The sequence below is a fragment of the Methylacidiphilum caldifontis genome (genome assembly GCF_017310505.1).
In the GTDB taxonomy this organism is placed as follows: Bacteria; Verrucomicrobiota; Verrucomicrobiia; order Methylacidiphilales; family Methylacidiphilaceae; genus Methylacidiphilum; species Methylacidiphilum caldifontis.
Genome location: NZ_CP065957.1, coordinates 1982810 through 2006360, shown reverse-complemented (window position 1 = coordinate 2006360; position 23551 = coordinate 1982810). Strand labels below are relative to the sequence as shown.

Here is a 23551-nt window from a genome sequence, read left to right as displayed (position 1 = left end):
AAAATAAGCATAATGGAAGTATTTTTTTATGGACTCCACTCAACCTATTAAAGACTTAGCTAGTTTCCTAACAAGTGTAAAAGAAATACGTAATGAGTGGAAATTATACCCCGACGAAGAACTCTGGTTTAGAGGAGAAGATAAAGAGTATAAGACTTACCTCGTTCCAAAAATTTATAGGCAGTGGCTCGCTCTGGAAAACAGGACTAATCTAGATTTTTTTGAATATGAATATGTTTTATACGATGAATTTCAGAGAACGTGTCCTAAATTTCTAGATAAATACTCAGAAGAGTATTTTGATTGGGATACCTACGTTCTAATGCAGAACCATGGAGCACCTACCCGGTTACTCGATTGGACCGATGGAGCGTTGATTGCCCTTCACTTTGCTATTAGAGATAAATCCAGTGATGACACCCAAAATCCTATAATATACATCCTTAATCCTTTTAATGATAAGCTTAGAGAAATGACAGATAAAAGTAACGAAATTAAAAATATTGTTCAACCGAAATGGAAAGATTTTGCAAAAAAACATCCTGGAAGAAAGATTAATGAAGAGCTTTGGGAAGAGGCCTATTTACCAGCAGATGAAGAAGATCTTAAAGAAATCGATATTCCCAATCCCCCTCTTTTATTACAATCTCCACATCTAACCTCTAGACTAGGTTCTCAAAGAAGTCGAATGGTAATATTTGGAAAGGATCCCTGGTGGTTTCAAAATAATATGCACGAAGATTACATTAAAAAAATAAAAATAGATAGTTCATGCTGTGAAGAATTAAAAATAGAGCTCAGAGATAGTGGAATTACTGAATCAGTTATTTTTCCAGATCTAGACGGGCTAGGCAAAGAAATGGATCAACTCTGGAAAATTATGACTCGAATTGACTCAAAACATAAATAATGGAGTTTATGAAAATAAGCCGATTTAGCTGCAAACCAAAGTCATTAGAAAGGCGTTACCAACTTTTCGACAAGATCCAACCAGGATGATCCTTCTATCCGGATGCAAAAATTCAAAGATCATACGGGCATAAAACAAAGCTTTTTCAATTATAGAGCTGGACAAAGATAAAAAACCGCTCTTAGGTAAATTTTGCTTTTCCATCAATAGACATCAAACCCATTTAAATTGGCTGCCGCGCTAGGATTCGAACCTAGAACACTCAGATCCAGAGTCTGATGTGCTACCAATTGCACCACGCGGCAACGGTTGTCTCTTTTTTCCTTATCCAGCTTTCGAAGAATTGCAAGAACTCCTTTTAAGGTTTTTATTTTAGCAGGTTGTTGCCTCTTCTATAAGAAGAATTTATTGTAATTCATGAAAGCCCTGTGGAAGGGGACCATTAGTTTTGGCCTTGTCACTATCCCAGTAAAACTTTATCCAGCCGTAAAAACCGAACCTTTACGATTCAAGTTTCTCCGTAAGAGTGATCTTTCTCCCATCACAAACAAACGGATAGCGGTTGCGGATAACAAAGAAGTCCCCTGGGATCAAGTAGTTCGTGGATATGAATATGAAAAAGGGAAATTTGTAATTCTTAAAGATGAAGACTTTGATCGGGTCGATATGGAAGCCATTCATACAGTCAGAGTCCTAGATTTTGTTGTACTGGCTGAAATCGATCCGGTTTACTTCGAAAAACCTTATTATTTAGTCCCCGATAAAGGCGGAGAAAAAGCCTACCAACTGCTGCATTACGGGTTAGTTAAAACTGGCAAGACCGCCATTGCCAAGATTGTATTGCACAACAAGGAGCATTTAGCTGCATTAAAACCTAAAAATTCATTTCTGACACTTGAGCTCATGTATTTTCAAAGGGAAATCGTTGATCCAAAGGAACTGCCTGCCCCACCAAAAGCTGAGTTGGATGAACGCGAGAAAAAAATAACGGTCGAATTGATTGAAAAAATGTCTGTACCTTGGGATCCAAACCGCTATCAAGACGAATACTCGAAAGCCATTGAAAAAATCATCAAAGAAAAAATAAAGAAAGGAACTAAAGGAATTCCTAAAGAAACAAAACTTCGGAAAGGAGCGGCTAAAGAACAAAAAGACCTTATTTCTTTGCTCGAAGAAAGTTTAAGAATGGGAAACGGCAGGACCCAAATCTCAACCGCTAGCATACTAAAAAAGGAGCGTAAAACAAGAAAGAAAAAAACCCAATGAAATTGGATCTGTTGGGTTTACCCAAACTGGAACCTCAGTTTTTAGAGCCGATGCTGGCTCAACCTGCATACCGCCAGATTCCATACCCCGGTTGGATGTACGAGCCTAAAATCGATGGAATGAGGATCATTGCTGTTAAATTTGATAACCAACAGATCATTCTTTTTTCTCGTCGGAAGTTATCGGAAAACAAAAAGTTTCCCGCCATACTCAAAGCCTTAAGCTCTTCTAAAGAACCTTCATGGATCATCGATGGAGAAATTGCTGCTCTTGATCCCCAGGGTAAACCTTCTTTTAGCCTTCTTCAAACGGCTAGAGAAAACTCATTGACCATCTTTTATCTCTTCGATTTGCTCTCTTTAAGGAAGCGTGACCTGCGTGGTCTGCCTCTTCGAACAAGAAAAGAACTACTTCAGCACTTTTTTCATCCTCTCCCCTCCCCAATTCGGCTGCTTCCTCATTTTACCGAACAACCAGAAAAGGTCTTCGCCAAAATAAAAGAACTCAATTTTGAAGGGGTTATTGCAAAACGTGCAGATTCACTCTACGAATCGGGGAAAAGATCCTCATCCTGGTTGAAATTCAAGTTTTTAAAGCGCCAGGAGTTTATCATTATAGGTTGGACTGAACCCAAAGGATCGCTAAGGCCTTTTGGAGCTCTCCTTTTAGGCTATTACCAAGACCATATTCTTTGTTATGCCGGCAGGGTAGGAACTGGATTTTCAGAAAAAATAGCCCTTGAGCTGTATACGCTTCTAAAAAACCATGAAATCGTATCATCCCCTCTTAGTCAGTTATCCTCCCTGCAATTACCTGAATCTCTTGCTATCCATTGGACAAAACCGACCATTGTCTGCGAGGTAGCATTCAGGGAATGGACAGCACAGGGAAAAATCCGCCAGCCTGTCTTTGTAGGCCTTCGTACAGACAAGTATCCCACGGATGTCGTTCGCGAATAGAAAAAGACAGCCTTCGTTTAAACCTTTTCAAAAAAACCTATTCTTTCAGCAGTTATTTCTTATGAGCTGCCATTGAAGAAACAAACTCATCCCAGGGAACAGCTGACATCGTTTCGGTGATCTCTTTGCCATATCCTCGGAGAATCATCGCCGCTTTTTCCACCTCAGCAATATCTTTTGCCTCAACGATATCCACAATATCAAACTCCCCAAGCGTAGCATAACTCTCTTTCCATTTAATCCCCGGGCATTCCTCTTTAATCTTTCCCGAAACGACCTTTGCCAAATTTTTGATTTCTGAAGGCTCTTTCATGCTTTCAGGGGTTAATTTACTAAGAATAATAAAAGTGGGCATACGATTACTCCTTCTTTATTAATTATAGTATTTTTTCTAACGCTAACAACATGAACTTGTTGACCAAATACAACAAAGCAGGATCACACTGCCTGGTCTTCCACTCCTGCCCGGTATAGCCTGGCTGATTTTCTTGCTAGTCTTAAGGGTTCAGGAGTCCTGTATTTTTCAGTATAGAAAAGGACAACTTCTATTGCGCTATCCCCGTCAAGCCGATAACCCGGATGCACAACAAGCGGAGCTTTGTTGTCCTGTGTTCTAAGCCAAAAAGCCACAGTTTCGTTGCCAACCCGAAGCTCAGATTTATTTCCTCTTTTTATTCCTGGCAGGGATCCTTCAGCTATCAAAGGGTTCCTAGTGATTCCTACCGTGGGAACATCCAGTTTATATCCCAAATGCAAAGCCAAGCCAGCTCTGTAGGGATGATCTCTGGAGGTCGCATTTACAAAAAGAATTTCAGGACGCAGTTCAAGTCCAAGAACAGCCTTTTCTAACAACGGCCCATCCCTTAAAGCAAGTAAGCCTGGAATGTAATCGAAAGTAGCTCTTCCTGAAACACGAAAGACTTTTACCGAACCACCTGGGAAAAGAGCAACAGCGGAAGCCCATCCCTGATCATCTTTTTTACCGGCACCCGCTACGTTCCTGCCGTAACAAACAAATACCCCAGCACTAATAAAGGGCTTTGTAGGTTTTTCCCAACAAGTAAAAGACAAAGTGGCCAATCTTTTTTGTTCTAAGATCAACTCATCAGTAGTTGTAGGCCAAGAACTCATTCCACTGATTCCATCCCAATATTACCCACTTTTTCTTCTTTTCCTAGAGGATCATGAGCCAGTCGCAGTAAAGACCAAACTAGCCAATTATCTTTATAATCCTTTCATTGTCAGAACTGAATGTGTTGGATTTAACAATAATCTATTCGATGATCTTCCTATGGTCATATATCTTTTTTCAAAAGGAAAGAAATCAAGATCCAAGTCGAGGAGCATGGCTTCATCAATCCCCCGACAATCATCGAACTTTTTGAAACCAATTAAACAATCTTTCTGCTTCCCTCTACCGACCGTATTCAGAGGGCAATCAAGCTGTGCCTATGTCTAGGCATGCATGAATAGAAAACGAAAAAAACTACTGCTATTCAATGTTTTTTGTCCAAAGAGCCCAAACAGGAGGGTCTGCCGTCCATATTTTCTTATGAAGCAGGCTCAAACTGGAGGGATCCCGCAACAGTGCTTTCTTTTCGAAAGTGGACAAGGAATCTGGCCCATGGTGGAGCGATCGCTCAATTAACTGTTTTTTCCAGCTGGTAATCTCCATAGACTCCTTCTTGCATTTTGACAATCCAATAGAGGCTAAATGAAGAGCATGGACAAGAGGGTCGACAACGGCGGATCTAAAACCAGAAAGAGAAAGTCTTCGTTCAAGATAAATAGCCTTTTGGTCTAATGCTTTTTCAAGGGTTTCGACCACAGGACTTGGAGCCGATTCGACAGGAACCCTAAACAACCCTTTTTCTTTTGCGATGCTGCCCAAGGATATCCTACTTGATAGCACGGCTAAGGGTATGGACAACAAAAAAGAAAAAATAATGGGCAGAAGCCACCAGAAACTCGGGGGATTTAAAAGGTAAGTACCGATCCCAAGAGTCATGCCAGTCACGGTTAGCGGATAAAAGTGGTACAAGCCCTCTTTCCAGGAGAATTCAGTTCCCTCCCTTATCTGTTTTCCCCAGCTTATCTTCTTTCCCAAAAGGGCCGATAGGATAAAAGTCCCATGGAAAAGGGCTTTTAGGGGAGCCATCATGGTAGAAAAAAGAATTTCCAGAAGAACACTTTTCAAGAGGTTTTTCATACCCCCATATTTTTCAAGTTCATTTGCCCAAACTACAAGCAGTACGCCTAAGAGTTTTGGCAAAAATAAAACAAGTAGAGTAAACATGAAAAGCAGAGCTGCCCAGTCCGCATGAAAAACAGGCCAGCTTGGGAAAAGACTCATCCCTTGAGGAAAGTAGTTAGGAACGATTAAAACCTGAATCAGGCTTTCGATTGTCGAAAGCAAAAGAAACCCTCCCCAGAGTATCGCTGAACCGTAGGCCATCACCCCGTTAAGAAAAAGAAACCGGTTAAAGATAAACAAGCCTTTAGAAAAAATAAGACGCAAATGTTGAAGATTACCTTGACACCATCTCCTGTCCCTTTTCAATTCATCAAGAAGGGTGGGAGGCAACTCTTCGTAACTATCTTCTAGTTCATACGCTAACCAAACCGAATAGCCTGATTTTCTTAAGAGGGCGGATTCGACAAAATCATGGCTGAGGATTTCTCCTCCAAAAGGCAGGCTGTCCGATAGTTTTGGTAATCCACAATATTTCATAAAAGGTTCAGTCCGGATAATCGCGTTATGCCCCCAATATTGACCGTCTCCAAGCTGCCAGTAATGAATGCCCGCAGCAAACAGAGAACCTAAAAGATGACTTGAAAACTGTTCTATCCGGGAAAAAAGGGAACTAGCCCTCATTGCTTTAGGCACCGTTTGAACCAACCCAATAGTTGGATTAGATTCCATGATTTCCACAAGTCTGAGAATAGTTTGAGCTCCCATAAGACTGTCAGCATCGAGAACGATCAAGTATTTGTAATAGGCTGCCCAACGCCGGCAAAACTCAGCAATATTCCCACTTTTCTTTTTTAACCGGACTTTTCTTATCCTATAAAAAATTTTACCGAGTCCATTGATTTTTTTGCAAAGGTTTGCCCAGCCGATTTCTTCATCAACCTGGCTATCCGGATTGTCTGAATCGCTTAGAATGAAAAAATCAAAAATAGAAAGTTTTCCCTTTTCATCTATAGATTTGTAAATGGCTTCGATCCCGGCACAAACCCTTTCAACTTTTTCACAATACACAGGCATTACCACTGCAACCCGGGTGTCGGCTTGAATACCCCACTTTTCACGCTTTAGGAATGAGTCCTTATCTTTTTTTTTGTTCTTCACCAATAGGAAGAAACCCACTACTGCTGTCCACAACCCGACAGAAATCCAACCAAAAAGAATCCCAAAGAGAAGAACAATGATGAGTTCCAAGGGATTGAACCCCTTGTTGGGCAGAATATTCGCCATAAACTCAGTGGCTATGAGCGTGGGGAAAATCACAAGAATAAGCAATAAAAGCCTTCGTTTTAAGGCAACCTGTTGCCAGGAACTTTGGTTTGACATTGGGAGTTTTCCAAAACAATCAAGCGGTTTTTCTTCTTAATCGGCTGAAAAAACCGACGAGTTTCAGGAATCGATCAGGTTCCAAAGAAATTCGAGCAGTCATCGATTTTCTTTTGATCGGCAACATCGCTGTGACTAAGGGCTTAGAAAAGGCCGTATCGAAACAAAAACCATGTCCTTTGAAATCAAAGAGCTGCGACAACTCTTTTTCGATCCATTGACTCAGAAGGGATTGATCATTTCCTGCTTGCGAAAAGACAAACCTTAATGCATCAAAAACTCCTTCAGGATTATCCGCAGAACAAAAAGCCTCTTCCAAGGCCTTCTTGGCTACCTCATCTTCCATACCGCTAAGACGCGCATAAAAAAAAAGCCTCTCTTTGAGTAAAACTTTCCACTCGGTATTATTCATTTGTAAAATCCTCAATCCACCTTTCCGTCAGTCTTCTTCCATTCCGTTCGATCCACCCTTCCATCCGCAACGGCTCTTTTCCATTTTCCTGGACTTGAGCCTCCAACAGTGCGATTTTTTCCCGGTCATTCCATCCAACCGTTGCATAGAGAAGCTCCCCTCCAGCTAACACATGAACCACCGCGTTAAGTCCGAAAGCTTCTTCTTCCAATAACTCCCCTTTAAAGCTAACCAGAAATGCCGTCTTACCTTGCACCCGTTTCGATCGATCAATCCTTGAGGAAACGACTTTACCCAGTTTCCCTTCAGCAGGTACATCCCCTTTGAGCCAACTAATCGTATAACTGAAACTGGCCGACTGACCAGCAAAGGGAGTTCTGGCCGGCGTCCAATACAGAATGATGTTTTTGTTCAGATCATCTTTGAGTGGAATTTCAACCAACTCCAATTTGCCGGCTTCAGAAAATCCCTCCTTCAACTGAACCCAAGCCGAAGGCATATCCTGAAACCTCCTTTGAAGATCCAGATACGAATCAAACGAGTTGTTCCTTTGAACCAGTCCAAACCCTAAAAGCTGACCCTTTGTCATTTCCTTTAACACTAACCGGGGAGGATTTTCCAGGGGACTCCACGACCAATCATCAGGAGCAGATTGAATGAGCAACCCGTCAGCCTCATGGACCTGTGGCCTAAAATCAGAGGCGGGTTTAGGACCGTTTTCCCCATATTCAAACATGGCAGAAAGAGGAGCCAGTCCAATTTTCTTTGGAGAAGCACGGAAAAAAAGTTGCGAGTCGATTTTGCAAACGGTTGAGAAGCCTTCAAATAGAATAACAAACCGACAGGCCTGAGTTATACTCGGAGAATCTACAATCGCATAAAGCTCAAGTTGCGAATCTTCTTTTTTAGGCTTTATAAGCCAAAACTCCCTGAAAAAAGGGAACTCTTCGCCCTCGGATAAAGCGGTATTGATCGCTATTGTTCTGGCTGTGATTCCTGGGATTTGCCCGCAAGTTAGGCCTTGAAAGAAACAGGCACCAAGAAATTTCGTGATCATGCAATATTCTTTTTTTTGCCAATCTGAACTGTAAACAGCAAAGCCCGCAAAATCGATGTCTTTGTCTATGGGTTTTTTCTGGATAGAAGGACCGTAAAAAAATGATTTTTCTACAAATTCAATTTTCCTTTCCTGCTCATGGACCACTTCAAAAAGTGTAACTGGAATCCTGAAAAGAGAACCCAAATGATAAAACTGGATTTCAAAAGGGAGGTTGTCAGCTCTCCAAAGACTGTTATTGGCATCAAAATGGATCTCTTCCCATTGGGAGGTGGAGAGTTTTTCCAACCAGCTAGGAATACGACTTCGCGGTTCCCGAAAAGGAAAATTCGCTAGTCCCCTAGCCTTTGTTTTTACCTCTTCCCATACAGTTGGTTGAGCAGAAGAAACCAGAGGGAAAAAAAAGAAAAGCAATGCCACAGAATAAACTGCGATCAGAATCCAATGTTTCATCTTGTCTTAAGGAAAATCGATATAATTCCAGGTTTCGGTCAAAGGAAAGTCTTTGGCTTCAAGATAAGCTTTAAGGGGAATGGAACCAGATTCTTGTCTCTGGATCCTAAAAGTTAACCGAAACCCACTGACATAAGCATTTTTTTCTACTCTAAGTTCCAGAAGCTTGGCTCCTTGACCGACCAAAAGAATAGGTTGCGGGCTCACTCCTTCAGAAAAGCCAGGAATAGAAAAATCAACAATATACTCTTTGATTGTCCTATCAAGCTGTGCGCAACGAGTGGAAACCACCCGTCCAATTTCGGAGCTTGGAGTCTCTTCTCTTCCCCAAAAAATCGTATATGCATAGTGAAACTGTTTCTGTGAAAGAGCAGGGGTATCGGAAACATAATAGGCAACAATATTATCTTTGGTCTCTGTTGTGGTGGGCAGTTCGACCAGCTCGATATGCCCCCCTTCCCATCCTTGGCCAGGGACAATCCAAGCACTCGGCCTGGATTCATAATGGAGAAGGAGCGATTTGTAATGGTCGAAGTTTCTGTCCCTCTGCATTAACCCAAAACCAAGGAGTTTGCCCTGAATGGGAAACTCAAGAGAAGAAAAATAGGGGGGATTCTGCAAAGGACCCCAAATCCATTCGCCTGTGTCCAGCTGAATAGAAAGCCCATCGGAGTCATGTTCTTCTGGATGCAAAGGATTATAGAGCACTGGACTGTTCTCGCCTTGAAGAAACATGCTTGTCAAGGGAGCGATTCCCAATTTTTCCACCGTTTTTCTTAAGAAAATGTAATTTTCTATCTCCACCTTACTCGTTTTTCCTGGGCTGAATATAAAATGAAAGGCTCCAGTAAGACTTTCTCCATCAAGGATTGCATAAAAAGAAAGGGTTTGGTCATCTTCTTTGGGTTCTTCGATCCAGAATTCCCTGTAGTAAGGAAATTCTTCTTTGCTGCTGCCCGTGGTGTTAACGGCTAGGGCACGCGCTGAAAGTCCCCAAGCCTGTCCTAATCCTAAACTCCTAAAATAACTGGCTCCGACAATCGAAAAAAGTTCAACCAGCCTTTCTTTCTCAAAGGTATCAAAAAAAACCCTAAAACCAGCAAATCCAAGGTTTTTTGGTAAATTCTCCACATTCACATTGTTATAATCAAATAACGAAGGCTCAAAAACATAGTTTTTTTCTTCCCCTCTGAGTGTAATCAGATGAATGAAGACGGGCTGACAGAACAGATAGCCCAGTGGAAAAGGCTTGATCACAAACCGGCTTTTTCCAGGGAAAATCCCTCTTTGGTCTTTAAAACTAATACCAAACCACTGATCATAACTGAGGTTGGAAAGCACAGCAGGAACAGCAGAAGGGCTCACATAAGGAAAATATGACAGTTCTTTTGCTTTTTTAATAACTTTAGAGAAAAAAAGAGAGCTGTTTTCCTTGGTCTCGGCTGCTTTTCTTTCGGTTTTGTATTTGAAAGCAGCACTGAGAACGAAGATGAGCAAAAGGCCTAGAAAAAAAGAAGGAAGTACAATCAGTTTTTTCATCCACTTTTACAACGAACTATTGTCCAGCCATCGTTGCTTTACCAGCTATTCCCCTTTAATCTAACTGGAAGATTTTTTGTCAAATTTTGGATCATTGAAGGATATTTCATGCTTTCCCGGGGTTAGTCTATAAAGAATAAAAGCAGCCATAGGATTACCGCTCTTATATCTATTCTATTTTTTCAATAACTTCAACGTTATGAACTTAATGATTAATTAAATACAAGAAACCATGATCCTGCTAAGTCTCTAGTCCTGTCCTAGATAACCCTAGCTGAATTACTTGCAAGTCTTTATAAGTCTTCTCTATTTGCTCCAAGAAAGCCTAAAATGATAAAAGGGCAGCAAGTTTTTTGGCTTTGTACAGCATAAAAGCTCACAAGATAAAGAAAAAGAATAACCCCTGGGTTTGTCATCTCTAGCTCCCATTAAGCCAAAACCAATCAATCCGATGAGGGAAATCAAAATTATTCAACTTCAATGCTTTCCACTTTCATCTCTTTGCCCTCTTCGGAAAGAATCATAACTGCTCCACAACAGGGACAACTATCTCCTATATTCTTGGCAAGAACCTCTTTTTGACAGCTTAAGCAATATGCTTTGACAGCAATCCATTCTATTGACAACTCAGCTCCTTCTGCAACAGTACCTTTTGAGACTACTTCAAAAGAAAATTTCATCGCTTCAGGTTCGATCAAGGCTAATGGACCGACCTTCAAAACAATTTTTTTAACTGCATGAAACCCAGCCTTGTAGGCCTCTTCTTCAAGAAGGCTAACAAGAGATTCACACAGGGAAAGCTCGTGCATAGTTAAATAGGAGTCAGATCCGTTCTTCTATAGAATTCTTTTTTAAATTTATCGACTAACTTCTCAACGGCTTCGTTTACGGGCTCAGAAAGTCCTATTCCAAAACCAGTTTCTTTGACTTCGACCAAATATACCCTGATGTTTTTTGGAAACTTTTCCATTAAGAGCCACTTTCCCCAACTTAAAGCATCATCCCACCGAAAGGTATGAAGGTCGGGATAGGCTTCCTTTTTTTTCATAAGCAGCTCAAGTTCTTCTTTTTCTATTCTAAAAATAGTGCCTGGAGCCGCGCCACTGCTTACTGCATCAACAATGATCAACTCCTCGTTCCTTTCAAGTTCGTCAAGGAACGCAAAACCAGCTGTTCCATAATCGATGAGTTTTACAGGAAGAGCAGGATTTAAAGCCATAAGCCTTCGTATGAGCTCCGGTCCCAGCCCGTCATCTTTCCGCAGTAAATTACCACAACCGACAATTGCCGTAGTCATTTAAAACAGTTTAACACAGCTTTTTGGGCTTTCCAGCCAACAACCGTTATGTTTCAGAAGCATGATCCTGCCCTCTACCCTCTCTCTAGGCTAGCGAACCGGTGTCCCTTATCGGTACCAGAGAAGACGAAAAAGGCCAAGGAAAAAAAAGCATGGGAACAAAAGAAAACCAGCAGTTCTTCTAAGACCTAGATATAAGACTCGGGCGGTGTATCCGCCCAGATAAGAAGATAAATGAGAACCTTGTTTAGGCAGCGATTTTCTCTAGCCTTCGAGCACTTATGTCCAGCTCCAAGTAATCTGGAAACAAAGAATAGGGAAATTCACAGATAAGAAGCCCTATGCTTTTTTGATTAACTTGTGGGTCGGCTACTTCTTCAAACCACCAGATGTTTTTCCAGGGTGTGCCAAAGATCCATGCCTGTTTCTCCCGGGAGTAGATAGTAAAATCGGTTTTGGGTAACAGGCAATGAAGGGTTTTTATATCCTGCATCATCAAGGGAAGAAGATTTAAATGAATCTTTCTTTCGGTTTTATCTCTTATCTGCTCACAGGTATAGCTCACAAGAGAACTGACCAAAGCTTGTAAACTAATTCGGGAAGATCCCAAAGAACAAAGGGCAGTTTTCAGATCGGGGTTTTTTATCCTTTCTTTATTCTCTAAAAATACAAAACCAGGAATCCTTCCCACTTCTATATAGAGAGAGGAAACCTTTTCTTGCCTTTCCTTTTTTTCCATCCACCATACCCCTGGGAAAGCGGTTTGTTGAGCGGCATAGACAGCCTGAAGATGCGGATAAAATATACAGAGTTTACCTAATCCAATGAGATTAAAACAACTTTCAATCTGAATTCGTGAAAGGCTTGTAAGATCAAACAGAAGATTTTTTCCTCCTTTACGGACCAGCTGAAGTGCCCTGGCTATGTCTTTCAAAAGATTAAGGATATCAACCGAGTTTTTATCTCGACGAAAAGAACGGAAAAAAGGTAATAATTTTTTTATTTGAGAAAAGATTTCCAAAGGATCCAAGGGTGCATCTTTTTCTTTCACTTTTTCCCTTTATCAATTAGAGACTTAAAATAATCACCGCCTTCCCAAGTATAGAAAAAAAAAAAAAAAAAAAAAAAAAAAAAAAAATAACTTTCTTTACTTAACTATCATTCAGTCAGTCAATGAAATAAACCCCAATTAAAATTGATATTTTATTTCGATTATTCCCTCTATACTTTTGGATAGCTCTCAATAGGAATGAGTCAAAATCCAATCTATAAAGAGCATCAATTTATGGTAATGGCTACCTTTCCAATATATTCTACCACAGCTTTGACACTGAAGGAAAACCGAATGCATTTCTTTTATTCGAGGAGGAATATCACTATTTATTTCTTCTTTGGAGATGGGTTTCAGTAGGCCATTACAGCGCATGCACCGACCAAAGGGGGAGATTTTGTCCTTGAGTTGAAACTCCCTTATAAGCTCAAGGATCTGGAAACGAGGCTCGGTTGCACGGACAAAATACCCATGGACAACTTTCTTTCTTTTTAAAAGTCCAGGATCCCGGGTCAATAAAATCCTCTGTTGATCGAAAGAAATTTCTGCCAGCTTTTCATCAGCCAAGTCATTGCTATAAAGGGCATCAAAACCAAGCATTCGCAGGTAACGGGCCAATGTTCCCAGATGAACATCAAGAACAAATTTAAAAAAGTCAGATTTATCTATTCTAAGCGGAGAAAGTCCTCCAATGTCTATCGATTTAAAATGGGGATAGACGCTAATACGGGCAGATTCAGAAACCTTGTGGTCAAAACCGACAGCAGAGCCGTTTACAAGAATCAGAGCTATCTCGGTATGAGGAATGCCTAAAGACTCAATGGCATCTTTCAAAGTCGTATGTCTACCGAATTTCTTTTTTATTTCTTTTTGCCTTTGCCAGGGCGGAAGAAAATCATTCAACTTGGCATAAAACCTGAAGGTGACTTCCACCCCTTGATCGTTTGTTTGTGATTGGGAATCAGTGCTTTTCATTACTACTGGCAATCCGAGCCGAGTTGACCAACACATTCCTCTTCAGGAGGAACTCCTCGCTGTGGGCATTTTAATGAATAAATACAGGCCTCGTCACTCACAAGAGAAATCTCTTTTGAAATCAGTTTATAATCAAAAGGCCCATAATAAACGAGGATTTTATCCAAGTCCTGGGGTTCATAATTATCCAACAAGGGCTCTTCTTTCCCATTGACAAAGAGGAGAAGAACTTTTCCCTCGCGGACTTCGTACTTTTCTCCCGTATCGAGAACGAAACGATTTTTGTTTAATTCCATGCCCAAGGTTTTGAAAAAATAACCTAGGGTTATCCCTTTTTTATGCTTGTGTAATACTCGTCCATTGCCATGATGCAAATGAACGTAAGGATCTATTTCTTGACCAAACCGAGATTGATACTTAGCTGCACTGAAATCAACCGGTTTGCCCTCTAAAACTACCCTGAAATCGGCATGCTCATGGACCTGGGTTTTCTTGGATTTTATCAGGGAAGCTTCGACAAGGATCTTGAAATCCTCATAGGATTCGGGATTAGGAATTCTTTCCCCGCTTAATATAAAAGAGGGGACTCGGGTAGCACCCAAAACCAAGGAGCTTTGGATATCCTGGAAAATTTTTTTACCTAACTCTGGTCTTCTCAAGTTATTCATAAATTTCTCCTCTGGAATGTTTAAAGCCATGGCGTATTCTTTAAAAAGCTTTAGTGGATCCGAGGAGTTTGACCACTGCTCCTGCTTTTCAAAAAGACTGTTAGCCATTTGCCAGAAACATCCTTCGGCTCCTGCAGCTTCAGCGCTCAAAGCAGCAATAAAGGCATAGGGATGGGCCTCTGAAGGTTTATGGCGAAAGATTACCGAAAGTCTGCCCGGATAGTCCTTCAATAAGTTGTTAACGATCTCGTTATATCTTTTACACACAGGACATTGAAAATCAACGTATTCAATAATAAAAGCGGGTGCGCGGACTGGTCCTTTTATCCAATCTCCCACAAGGGGATAAAGATATTTCTGGGGTCCAGTACTTGGTGGAGAATCCATTGGTGGAAGACTTTCGGCCGGATGACCACTGAGCAAAGTTGAAAAGAAAAATAAATAAAAAAAGAAAAAAAATGCTGATTTTGTCACGGGTTTGTCGAAAAAAGCTTGATACACAACAATCTATTTTTTCCTCTGATGGAATTCCAAAGGACTGCCTCCACCCGCTCCTGGACCAAAATTTCCCCCTTTATTAAAATACCGAGTAGCGTTCTCAAGATCGTCGCTCAGTCCGGCGTATTGCGGTGGCCACCAACAACAAAAGAACTTCCAAAAACCTGATCCAAGCTGTTCCTGGATGTCTTTCGAAGGAGGATCTAAAACCGCCATCTTCGCCAATGCTTCTCTCAAACAATTTTCAACCAAATCGGCCATCTCCCCGGAATCATGAAAAAAAACTTTTTCAGTAATCACCCCTAAAGGACTCACATAAAAACCTAAGGCAACAAAGCCGTGAAGTGGAGTAAAAGTAAACGGTAATAGACTTATCCTTTTTTTTGCCGCCGATCGCTGGACATAATAATCAAAAAGTTGTGAAACCTTTGCCATGTAACGGTCGATGTTGTTCTGGAGATTTTCTGGAGGAAGCTTTGGCCCATACTCAGCAACGGCAAAAATCTTTTCGACATGCTTGAGGGGAGGGCTTGTTGTTTTTTGCTGATCTGATGCCAAGACAGTTGATAAAAAAGATTGTCCACAAAATAACAAAAAGAAGATAATAAAACTCCTGTTTTTGGTCATCTTTTCTTAGTCTAAGGGGGTATCAAACTTATCTTGCCATTTTTTTGATCAATTTAAGCCTCTTCGCAAACAGCAAAATAAACTCTTCCTTTTTTAATTTTTTTTTCACCTTATAATATATTTATCATCACGAGTAGTAAAAAAATTGCTTTATTATTAATAAGAAATGCTTACAACACAGCAAGGCATTGGAGAATTAGTGATTTTGCTAGCCAGTGTCGAACTTCTCTGGGATTACTGGCTGAGTTCAAGACAACTCAAATTCCTTTTCAAAAAAAATCTTCCTTCTTTATCTTCTTCTTCTGATCATCCCTCTTTTGCAGCTTCGAGTAGTCCTTATCTCTACAGCCGTCAGAAAATCAAGCTTGGCCAACTGCGTTCCTTTTTTTCTTATCTCTTGTTTCTCTTTTGGATCCCTTTTGGAGGATTAAAATCCTTTGAAGATTTCTGGAAACTTTTTCCTTTTCCCCCCATCTGGTCTAGTTGCTTTTTATTGATTTCCATCCTCTGGATCGAAGATATATTACGAGTACTTTTTAGTGCATGGAGAACTTTTGGGATAGAATCCCGATTCGGTTTCAATCGGACAACCCCCATTTTATTTCTTTTTGATCAACTTGGTCATTGGATTCTTTCCCTATGCCTTCTTCTACCTCTTTTTCTTTCGTTCTTATGGCTGAAAGAAAATTTTTCTCTGTGGTGGTTTTATTGCTGGGGAATTTGGATTTTGGCTTTATTTTTGGTGGAATGGATTCTTCCTGTATGGATTATCCCTCTTTTTTACCGATTGAAACCCTTCGAAGATAAAGAATTAAAATCTAAAATTGAAAACATTTTTCAGAAAAACGGATTTCCTATTCAACAGATCTATGTGATGGAAGGCAGTAGCCGTTCTCTTCACAGTAATGCTTTTTTGACCGGATTCGGAAGGCATAGGCGGATTATTCTTTATGATACCCTGACCACCCAGCTCAAAAAAGAAGAACTGATCGCGGTGCTTCTTCATGAACTGGCTCATTTCCGGCTTGGGCATCTATGGAAAAGCCGGCTCGTAACCCTTCTAGGGGGACTAGCCCTGTTTTTTTTCCTTGGAATCTTCGACAGTCACAAAAACTGGATATCCGCCTTTGATCTTGATCCAAACTGGCCAGCGTCGACTTTTGCACTCGCGATTATCCTCTTGCCCATTTTCTTTTATCCCCTAGAACCTTTAAAAAACTGGATGCTTAGAAAAGCGGAGAAAGAATCAGATGCCTTTGCCGCATTAAAGTGGGATGCTAAACCCCTGATCGAGGCTTTGAAAAAGATAGTTTCTACAAATTATTTAACCTATGATTCCGACCCTCTCTATACCTTATTTTACGAAAGCCACCCTTCGGTTTTCGAACGCATTCGCTGGATTGAACAAATTTCCATACACCACAATGGACCTCCAGCTATCTCTTCCCAGCATTAAACGGGCGTTTTGGCATGGAGTGATTCCAGTAATCTGACTGAAATATCATATCTAAAGAAAGGGGTAATAAGATAAAGGGCGTTAAAATGAGAAAGGATTTGTTCTCCAAGTGCTTTTGCAAATTCAACCCCTGTTTCTGTTGCTTTTTCTCCCTCTAGTTTCCGCAACCTGTTCCGTATCTCTTCAGGAATGGATATTCCAGGAACTTCATTGTGAAGAAACTCCGCATTCCTATAGTTTAAAATAGGCATTAAACCGACAAATACTGGAATTCCCAAAGGCTTAAGATAGCTGAAGATCTTTTTAACAAGTTCAAAATCAAAGACGGGCTGAGTCATGACAAAACTAGCCCCAGCCGCTAATTTCGCTTCAAGTTTTCTTACCTGCACGTCAAATTGCGCCGTGTTGGGATTAAAAGCACAACCAATTATGAAATCCGTTTTACCTTTTAAATCTTTTCCCGCAGCATTGACTCCCCTATTCAAACCGCTAAGCAACCTGATCAATCCAATAGAGTTAAGATCATAGACAGAGGTAGCTCCAGGATGATCACCGGACTTCGCAGGATCACCGGTGAGCGCCAAAACATGCCTAAATCCAAGTGTTCCAAGTCCCATTAACTCGGACTGCAAGCCGAGCAGATTTCGATCCCGACAAGCAACATGGAGGACAGGAATCAGATTAGAAACTCTCCTGACGTGAATGGCTGCGGCAAAATTGCTCACCCTTAATATCGCCAGGGAGTTGTCTGCAAGAGTAATGGCATCGGCACCCGCTCTTTCGATCGCCTTAACCCCCTCGATGAATTTTCCCATTGTAAGCGTCTTTGGAGAGTCGTATTCCACAAGGAAAATCGGTTTTTTATTTAACCGTTCGAGTAAGGATTCTTCAACCTGGGGCAAAGTCTCCTTTTCTGAAACTTCATAGCGCAGTCTCAATTTTGGCGCTTTCCTCTTGACTGGTTTTAGCCCCACGGCTGCTTGAGCCATTGCTGCAATATGTACAGGTTCAGTCCCATAATCTCCACCGAGCAAACACACCCCTTCTTCAACAAATCTCAAGACATTCTGTCCAAAATAGGATGGACTAGCAGAATAAGTCAGTTTGCCTTCGTAAAACTCAGGTTTACCTGCATTAGGATAGGCACCCAGTAATTCATTTTCTTTTTTTTCAATTTCTTCAAGCAAGTGTATGGAAGCCTGGACTCCCGTTGCCCCGTTGATTCCTACAAGAGATGCTCCCGCTTCCCTAAGTTTTGAAAAGGCTTCTCCAACAGACTCCCCGCTTGCCAACTTTCCTTCCTCAAAGGAAGCGACAAAAGCAAAAATCAGGCGTGCCCCTTTATTCCGTGCAAGTTCCAAGGCAAGAAGCAGATCGGAAAGATCGGTAAATGTTTCAAAAAAAAGAAGATCACATCCCCCTTCCAATAAAAGTGAAATCTGCTCCTCATAGAGATGGCGCCTTGTCGATAGATCGATTGGGGGATCAGCAGGCTTTATCCATATGGGGCTTACCGTGCCCGCTATCCATCCTTCCCGTGAACCAAGTGCTCTTCTTGCCAGCTCTATGGATTTGCCGATGATTTCTTTTATTTTGTTTTCGAGCTTAAAAAAAGATAAATAATAAAGATTGGCTTCAGCGGTATTGGTCCTGATAATCTGGGATCCGGCATCAATATAATCCTTAAGTGCTTTTTCTACCAGGTAGGGTTGGGAAAGATTTAATTCCTCAATACAATAGTTTCGGGGAACACCCAAGGAATAAAGATAAGTTCCTAAGGCTCCATCGCCAATAAGTAAAGATTCATTCAATCTCTCTATTAATGTTGCCATTCTTTTTTCTCGAGGCATTATAGATAAAGTGACAGCAAAAAAAAGTTTTACATATTCTACAGGTAAACCCGAAATTGACAAAAAGATAGACGAATTTCTCCAAGCCACTGGGATAGAAGAAAATCGCAGAGAATATTTCGAAATGATCGCCACAATTGTTCGTTTTGCTTCTTTAAATCCTCCTTATGCGGATATCAGACTGGTCAATCAATCTCTGAAAGAAGTTCGATACGCTCAATCTATTTTTCAGCCCTACAAGGCTTTTAAAAAAGTAACGATTTTTGGTTCTGCCCGGATCCAACCTCAAAGTCCTGAATGGATTATTGCTAGAGATTTCGCAAAGCTCATGGTTGAAAGTGGATTTATGGTGATTACGGGCGGGGGGGAAGGAATCATGAGAGCTGCGCAGTCGGGGGCCGGAAAGGACAAAAGTTTCGGTCTGAATATCCGTTTGCCTTTCGAACAAAAGCCTAACGAAGTCATCGATGGGGATCCAAAGCTCATTAGTTTTCGGTATTTCTTTAATCGTAAACTTCATTTTGTCAAAGAGTCACATGCTATCGCTCTTTTCCCTGGAGGATTCGGTACAATGGATGAATGTTTTGAAACTTTAACCCTTCTTCAAACAGGGAAAGCCAACCTCGTCCCTTTTGTTTTCATTGATGTGGCTGGGGGCACATACTGGAAAAACTTTGTTGATTTCCTTTCGAATAATCTTTTGAAAAGAGGGCTTATCTCGGAAGAAGATTTTCATCTTTTCCTCCTCACCGAAAACCTTTATGAAGCCCAAAAAGAGATTCTTTCTTTTTATCACAACTTTCATTCTTATCGATTTGTTGGCGAAAACCTTGTTATTCGCGTCTATCGGCCCCCTGGAGACGAAGAGCTCGAAGCTTTGCGCAACGATTTTTCAGATATCATGACAAAACCGGATACTCTCCATGTTTCTGCCGCCTTAGCTCAGGAGTCCAATGAACCTGAAATAGCTCAGCTGCCCAGGATAGTTTTTGCTTTCAACAAGCGATCCTACGGAAGATTAAGAATGTTCATCAATCGGATCAATCTCTTTTAAATACCCCCTGTAAAGTCCTTACGAAACAACGCTATGAAAAAAATCCAAACTGTTATTTTAGATTGGTCAGGAACCCTTGCTGATGATCTCCCCTTTGTACTCAGAGCTTCCAATTTTGTTTTCTCTCTCTATGGCAAACCCAAACTTTCGGTAGAGGAATTCAAAGAAACCTTTTTTTTGCCTCTCAAAGAATTCTATAAATCCTACTTGCCCGAAGTTTCTTTCTCCGAAATGGATGCCCATTATCATTCTCTTTTTCGGCTATTACAAGTCAATATCCCTTTGCTGCCTTACGCTCTTGATTTCTTGAATTTCTGTAAGCAAAACCGCTACACCGTTATTCTTCTGAGTACCATTCATAGGGGGCATTTTTTTCAGCAGGCCAAAAGACTTAACATAGAAAAATATTTCGATCGCATTTACACGGAAATAGAAGATAAAAGAGTGACTATCAAACAGATTATAGTCAAAGAAAATATTGATCCCAAGAAAACGATTTTTTTTGGGGACATGGTTCATGATATTGAAGCTGCCCATGCAGGAGGTATTTTTTCTGCCGCGGTTCTTACGGGTTACAATTCCAAGAACAAGCTCCTTGCAGCTCGACCTTCGTTTCTCTTTGAAAACCTAAAGGAAGCGATAGAAACATTAAAGGCCTTGGAAGAAAAACTTTCTTAATCCAGCTGTTTTTTAGAGTCTTTCTTTTTGAAAAACTTTTTTATAAAAAAGGAAAACAATAGGAGCAAAATCTCAAAACCACCTATCGTAGGCCCGGTCATGGCATCAATGTAATAGGATAAAAGGACCCCTCCAACCGCTCCTAACAGTCCATATAAAAGAGACAAAAAAAGAAGGGAACGAAAATTCCAGGCCAACAACTTGGCTGTTGCTGCAGGAATGACGATCATTGCACTGACAAGAATTGCTCCTAGAAGTTTAAGACTAAGAGCGATAATCCCTCCGATAAGAATGACCGTTTGATAATTTAATTTCTTGACTTGCACCCCTTCAGCAACGGCCATGTTTTCATCAATCATTAAAAGCAAAAGGCCAGGCATGTTTTTAAAAAGGAAGAAAAAAGCACTCAGACTGACCAGGCCAAGCAGAAGGACATCCGTCCAAGAACAAGCATTGATATCCCCAAAAAGTAGGGATTCAAGAAAAGGATAACGGATCATCTTGGTCAAAATAAGAATCCCTAAGGCTACACTGCCCGTAAAAATAAGGGAAAGAAGCGTATCCGATTCCAACCTTGTTTTGTTTAAAAACAAGATGAAAAGAAGAGAAACTCCAAGACAGTAAAAAAACATAAAAGAAGAAATAAAAACGGAAGAAAAACTTATTCCTAAGAGCTGACTCAATAAAAGCTGAATAAGCAGTCCAAGTCCGTATCCAGCAATGGTAGAATGAGCAAGAGAGTCACTGAAAAAAGCCTGTCCCCGAGACGTAGTGATTACTCCTAAAAGAGCACATGTTGGTCCTGATAAAAGAGCTGCCAACAAGGAACGCCTAAAAAAATCAAAAGAAAAAATATCCATGCTTTTTGTTAATTCCTTTAGCCCTTGGTATGGATAAGGCTATAGACAGCAGCAAGCTTTTTTTCCTGGAGGACATCCGAAGGTCTTCCTTGGACAAGAATCCGGTGATTTAAAAAATAGACCCAATCAGCAATATGGGAAACAAGCTGAAGATCATGACTGACCAAAACGGTGCCAATTTCTTTTTTTTCCTTTAGTTCATGAAGCAACTGGTCAAACTCAAATCCTCCTACAGCATCTATCCCTGTAAGGGGTTCATCCAATAACAATAAACCCGGATTCTTGGCAAGCGTAGATGCGATCATAACCTTTTGCATTTCTCCACCTGAAAGTTCATTGAGCTTTTTATGTAGAAGACCTTCTGCATGAAAAGATTCCAAAATTTCAATGATCTTTTTCTCTCTTTGCTTTTTCTCAAATGGCCAATCAAAAAGCCGGAAACAACTCAACCTTAAAGCAACAAATTCTTCTACCGTTACGGGTAAGTATCGTGGAACGGATGGTCTTTGGGCTAAATAGCCTACTCTAAGTCCTTCCTTGCGCCATATTTTGCCTTTCTTCGGTTTAATTATACCCGCAAAGCATTTCAAAAGAGTTGTTTTGCCCGCTCCATTTGGACCAATAAGGGCGATGATCTTCCCTTTTTCTATTTCCATTGAAATGTCTTCCAAGGCCGACTCTTCAGTATAAGCGATCGTTAAATCGTCGGCTTTCAAAAGCAATTTTTCCCCTTGTTGGACTATAAAGGCTGATTGAGTTTCTTTAACTTCCCATTTTTGCATAGGGACTTGGACTTAAAAATTTCTTTTGAACGAAAGGATTATCCCTCCAAAAACATCCATAAAAATGGCGAGATTTTTCTTTGCAACCTTTTCATACATTAAAGGATGGAGCTCAGCTCCTTCCATGGCATCAATTTCTGCTGACCTAGACTGACCTTCTCTTATAATCTCTTTAACAAGAAAAGCATTGGAAAAGGGGGTATAAAAAAAAGGGATTTTCTTGATTTTCATCACTCCAAGAATGGTTGCTAGCTTTCTAGGAGAGGGTCCTCCCCTTTCACCACACTCCTCAACAATACCTGCAACCACAATACCATAGCGATTGGCCAAGTACATGAAAGCATCGTTGTAAAAAAAAGCTTTTTTAGAACGGTTACTATCCAGTTTCTGTTGATATAACTGATCGATTTCTTTTAATTTTGAAATGTAAAGTGTTGCATTCCTTTCGAATATCTCTTTATGTAGGGGATCTCTTAGGGATAAAGCTTTCGAGATATTCATCACTTGAATGCTGGCCAAGTTGGGATCTAGCCAAACATGAGGATTAAAAGCATATTCAGGTTGAGCTAGTCCTTTCTCCACGTGGTAGCCGGCTGCAGTTATTGGAGAGATCCCTAGAGTAGAAACAACCAACTTCTTTGATTTTTCTTCTGCACTCAGAGCAAGATCGACCCAATGTTCCATTCCAAGTCCGTTAATAACAATCAGATCGCTGGAATGGATATCTTTAAGTTGTTTTGCCGAAAGCGAGCTTTCGTGAGGGTCTGCACCCCCAATAAACAGATTTTTAACTTCCACGTATTCTCCCCCCACATTTACGCAAAAACAGTACAGTGGAGCAATAGAGGTCAGAACTTGTATTTTAGCCAACCCATAGCCAGGAATAAGGAGCAAGAAAAACAAAAAGGCTATAACCACAGTCCTTCCCAAGAGCCAAAATCCTTTTAAATCAGCCATTCTTAAAAGCATGAGCAGTCGACAAACTGATAATGAATTATTAGTATAGGATAAAACAGAAAATAAAAAAGGCTAAGAGAAAAAAATCTCTTAGCCTTTAAAGGGTTAAGTCTATTACTGGGACTTCAACCACTTATGGAAACAGGTATAATCATCTATAGCATTGAGGTTAACGGCATCAGGCAATGATCCGTCATCTTTCAAGCCAGCTTCTGAAAGAATGGCTTTTTTGGTTTCTTCATCATGATGATACTGTAGCACTGCCCTGTTGTGAGCAGCTACCTTTGCCCCATCGATCTTACCTCCGTTTTTCTGGACAATCCAGTTTTCAAACTCAATGTAACTGGGCAAATTAGTCCTAATATAATTTCTTGTTTCTTCTTCGGTAAGATTGAGTGCTGCCATGGTCATCGCATCGAATCCTTTACCCAGATCGGGATAACCATCAGCAAGCATGCCCTTAGCTGCCAGAATACATTTGAGCCACATCCTTGGCAAATGTAGAACGCCTAGTGGACCGGCAACACCAGAACCAATCAATGGAACAAGTTTCATTTTACCTCCTTTTTAATTTTTTTTAGGTTATTTTTTTCCTTACCTTATCATTAAGGAAAAACTTATCGAATAT

The 23551-nt window shown here is 40.7% G+C and carries 23 protein-coding genes and 1 tRNA gene; 6 read left to right on the top strand and 18 right to left on the bottom strand.

Features of this window, described 5'->3' with window-relative positions; translation table 11 throughout:
* Window positions 1–28 precede the first annotated feature (28 nt).
* Window positions 29–910 carry an FRG domain-containing protein gene (locus tag IT6_RS09330; RefSeq protein ID WP_206826243.1) on the top strand — a complete coding sequence of 294 codons (882 nt, stop codon included), beginning with the start codon at window positions 29–31 and terminating at the stop codon, window positions 908–910.
* A 229-nt stretch (window positions 911–1139) separates the two neighbouring features.
* Here the strand turns inward: IT6_RS09330 and IT6_RS09325 are convergent.
* A tRNA-Gln gene (locus IT6_RS09325) sits at window positions 1140–1215 on the bottom strand.
* Window positions 1216–1327: 112 nt separating this feature from the next.
* Here IT6_RS09325 and ku point away from each other — a divergent pair.
* A complete protein-coding gene (gene ku, locus IT6_RS09320; RefSeq protein WP_206826241.1) occupies window positions 1328–2176 on the top strand; it encodes a non-homologous end joining protein Ku in 849 nt (282 codons plus the stop codon).
* Entirely contained in the window at window positions 2173–3135 is a 963-nt protein-coding gene (gene ligD / locus IT6_RS09315) for a non-homologous end-joining DNA ligase (protein ID WP_206826236.1), read from the top strand. Before ku ends, ligD begins: the two co-directional genes overlap by 4 nt.
* A gap of 52 nt (window positions 3136–3187) precedes the next feature.
* Here ligD and IT6_RS09310 read toward each other — a convergent pair whose 3' ends face one another.
* The 12 genes from IT6_RS09310 to IT6_RS09255 form a co-directional block, all read right to left on the bottom strand.
* Window positions 3188–3490: a GYD domain-containing protein gene (locus IT6_RS09310; protein ID WP_206826235.1), complete on the bottom strand. Its 303-nt coding sequence runs from the start codon at window positions 3488–3490 to the stop codon at window positions 3188–3190.
* An 83-nt stretch (window positions 3491–3573) separates the two neighbouring features.
* A complete protein-coding gene (locus IT6_RS09305; RefSeq protein ID WP_206826234.1) occupies window positions 3574–4266 on the bottom strand; it encodes an endonuclease V in 693 nt (230 codons plus the stop codon).
* A 361-nt stretch (window positions 4267–4627) separates the two neighbouring features.
* Window positions 4628–6709 (bottom strand): glucans biosynthesis glucosyltransferase MdoH, encoded by a 2082-nt coding sequence (gene mdoH / locus IT6_RS09300; RefSeq protein WP_206826233.1) that lies wholly within the window; start codon window positions 6707–6709, stop codon window positions 4628–4630.
* Window positions 6710–6728: 19 nt separating this feature from the next.
* Window positions 6729–7121, bottom strand: coding sequence for a hypothetical protein (locus IT6_RS09295; RefSeq protein ID WP_206826232.1), 393 nt, complete (start codon window positions 7119–7121; stop codon window positions 6729–6731).
* Window positions 7114–8631, bottom strand: a complete 1518-nt coding sequence (locus IT6_RS09290) for a glucan biosynthesis protein (RefSeq protein WP_206826231.1) — start codon at window positions 8629–8631, stop codon at window positions 7114–7116. The genes IT6_RS09295 and IT6_RS09290 overlap by 8 nt, the downstream gene beginning before the upstream one ends.
* Before the next feature lie 6 nt (window positions 8632–8637).
* Window positions 8638–10170: a glucan biosynthesis protein D gene (locus IT6_RS09285; RefSeq protein WP_206826230.1), complete on the bottom strand. Its 1533-nt coding sequence runs from the start codon at window positions 10168–10170 to the stop codon at window positions 8638–8640.
* 467 nt (window positions 10171–10637) lie between these two features.
* Complete coding sequence (hypA, locus tag IT6_RS09280) at window positions 10638–10979, bottom strand: hydrogenase maturation nickel metallochaperone HypA (protein WP_134439108.1); 342 nt, start codon at window positions 10977–10979, stop codon at window positions 10638–10640.
* 2 nt (window positions 10980–10981) lie between these two features.
* Window positions 10982–11467, bottom strand: coding sequence for a hydrogenase maturation protease (locus IT6_RS09275; protein WP_134439109.1), 486 nt, complete (start codon window positions 11465–11467; stop codon window positions 10982–10984).
* A 247-nt stretch (window positions 11468–11714) separates the two neighbouring features.
* On the bottom strand, window positions 11715–12518 hold the full coding sequence (locus IT6_RS09270) for a hydrogenase expression/formation C-terminal domain-containing protein (protein ID WP_206826228.1): 804 nt from the start codon (window positions 12516–12518) through the stop codon (window positions 11715–11717).
* A 189-nt stretch (window positions 12519–12707) separates the two neighbouring features.
* Window positions 12708–13493, bottom strand: coding sequence for a Mut7-C ubiquitin/RNAse domain-containing protein (locus IT6_RS09265; protein WP_206826226.1), 786 nt, complete (start codon window positions 13491–13493; stop codon window positions 12708–12710).
* 2 nt (window positions 13494–13495) lie between these two features.
* A complete protein-coding gene (locus IT6_RS09260; protein WP_206826224.1) occupies window positions 13496–14548 on the bottom strand; it encodes a DsbA family protein in 1053 nt (350 codons plus the stop codon).
* A gap of 120 nt (window positions 14549–14668) precedes the next feature.
* Entirely contained in the window at window positions 14669–15286 is a 618-nt protein-coding gene (locus IT6_RS09255) for a hypothetical protein (RefSeq protein WP_206826222.1), read from the bottom strand.
* Window positions 15287–15452: 166 nt separating this feature from the next.
* On the opposite strand from IT6_RS09255, the gene IT6_RS09250 reads away from it, so the two are divergent.
* A complete protein-coding gene (locus tag IT6_RS09250; RefSeq protein WP_206826220.1) occupies window positions 15453–16742 on the top strand; it encodes a M48 family metallopeptidase in 1290 nt (429 codons plus the stop codon).
* Here IT6_RS09250 and IT6_RS09245 read toward each other — a convergent pair.
* Entirely contained in the window at window positions 16739–18574 is a 1836-nt protein-coding gene (locus tag IT6_RS09245) for a bifunctional homocysteine S-methyltransferase/methylenetetrahydrofolate reductase (RefSeq protein ID WP_242524206.1), read from the bottom strand. The two genes, IT6_RS09250 and IT6_RS09245, sit on opposite strands and share 4 nt — an antisense overlap.
* A gap of 28 nt (window positions 18575–18602) precedes the next feature.
* Between IT6_RS09245 and IT6_RS09240 the strand changes: the two genes are divergently transcribed.
* Together IT6_RS09240 and IT6_RS09235 are read left to right on the top strand one after the other, a co-directional pair.
* On the top strand, window positions 18603–19646 hold the full coding sequence (locus IT6_RS09240; RefSeq protein WP_242524205.1) for an LOG family protein: 1044 nt from the start codon (window positions 18603–18605) through the stop codon (window positions 19644–19646).
* Window positions 19647–19679: 33 nt separating this feature from the next.
* Window positions 19680–20324, top strand: a complete 645-nt coding sequence (locus IT6_RS09235) for an HAD family hydrolase (RefSeq protein WP_134439115.1) — start codon at window positions 19680–19682, stop codon at window positions 20322–20324.
* Here the strand turns inward: IT6_RS09235 and IT6_RS09230 are convergent.
* The 4 genes from IT6_RS09230 to IT6_RS09215 form a co-directional block, all read right to left on the bottom strand.
* Window positions 20321–21184 (bottom strand): metal ABC transporter permease, encoded by an 864-nt coding sequence (locus IT6_RS09230; RefSeq protein ID WP_206826218.1) that lies wholly within the window; start codon window positions 21182–21184, stop codon window positions 20321–20323. The genes IT6_RS09235 and IT6_RS09230 overlap by 4 nt on opposite strands.
* A 17-nt stretch (window positions 21185–21201) precedes the next feature.
* Window positions 21202–21966 (bottom strand): metal ABC transporter ATP-binding protein, encoded by a 765-nt coding sequence (locus tag IT6_RS09225; RefSeq protein WP_206826215.1) that lies wholly within the window; start codon window positions 21964–21966, stop codon window positions 21202–21204.
* Between the two features lie 12 nt (window positions 21967–21978).
* Window positions 21979–22923, bottom strand: coding sequence for a metal ABC transporter substrate-binding protein (locus IT6_RS09220; protein ID WP_206826207.1), 945 nt, complete (start codon window positions 22921–22923; stop codon window positions 21979–21981).
* Between the two features lie 114 nt (window positions 22924–23037).
* The gene (locus tag IT6_RS09215; RefSeq protein WP_134439119.1) at window positions 23038–23478 is read right to left on the bottom strand and encodes a DUF5069 domain-containing protein; all 441 of its coding nucleotides are present in this window, start codon (window positions 23476–23478) and stop codon (window positions 23038–23040) included.
* Between the last annotated feature and the right edge of the window lie 73 nt (window positions 23479–23551).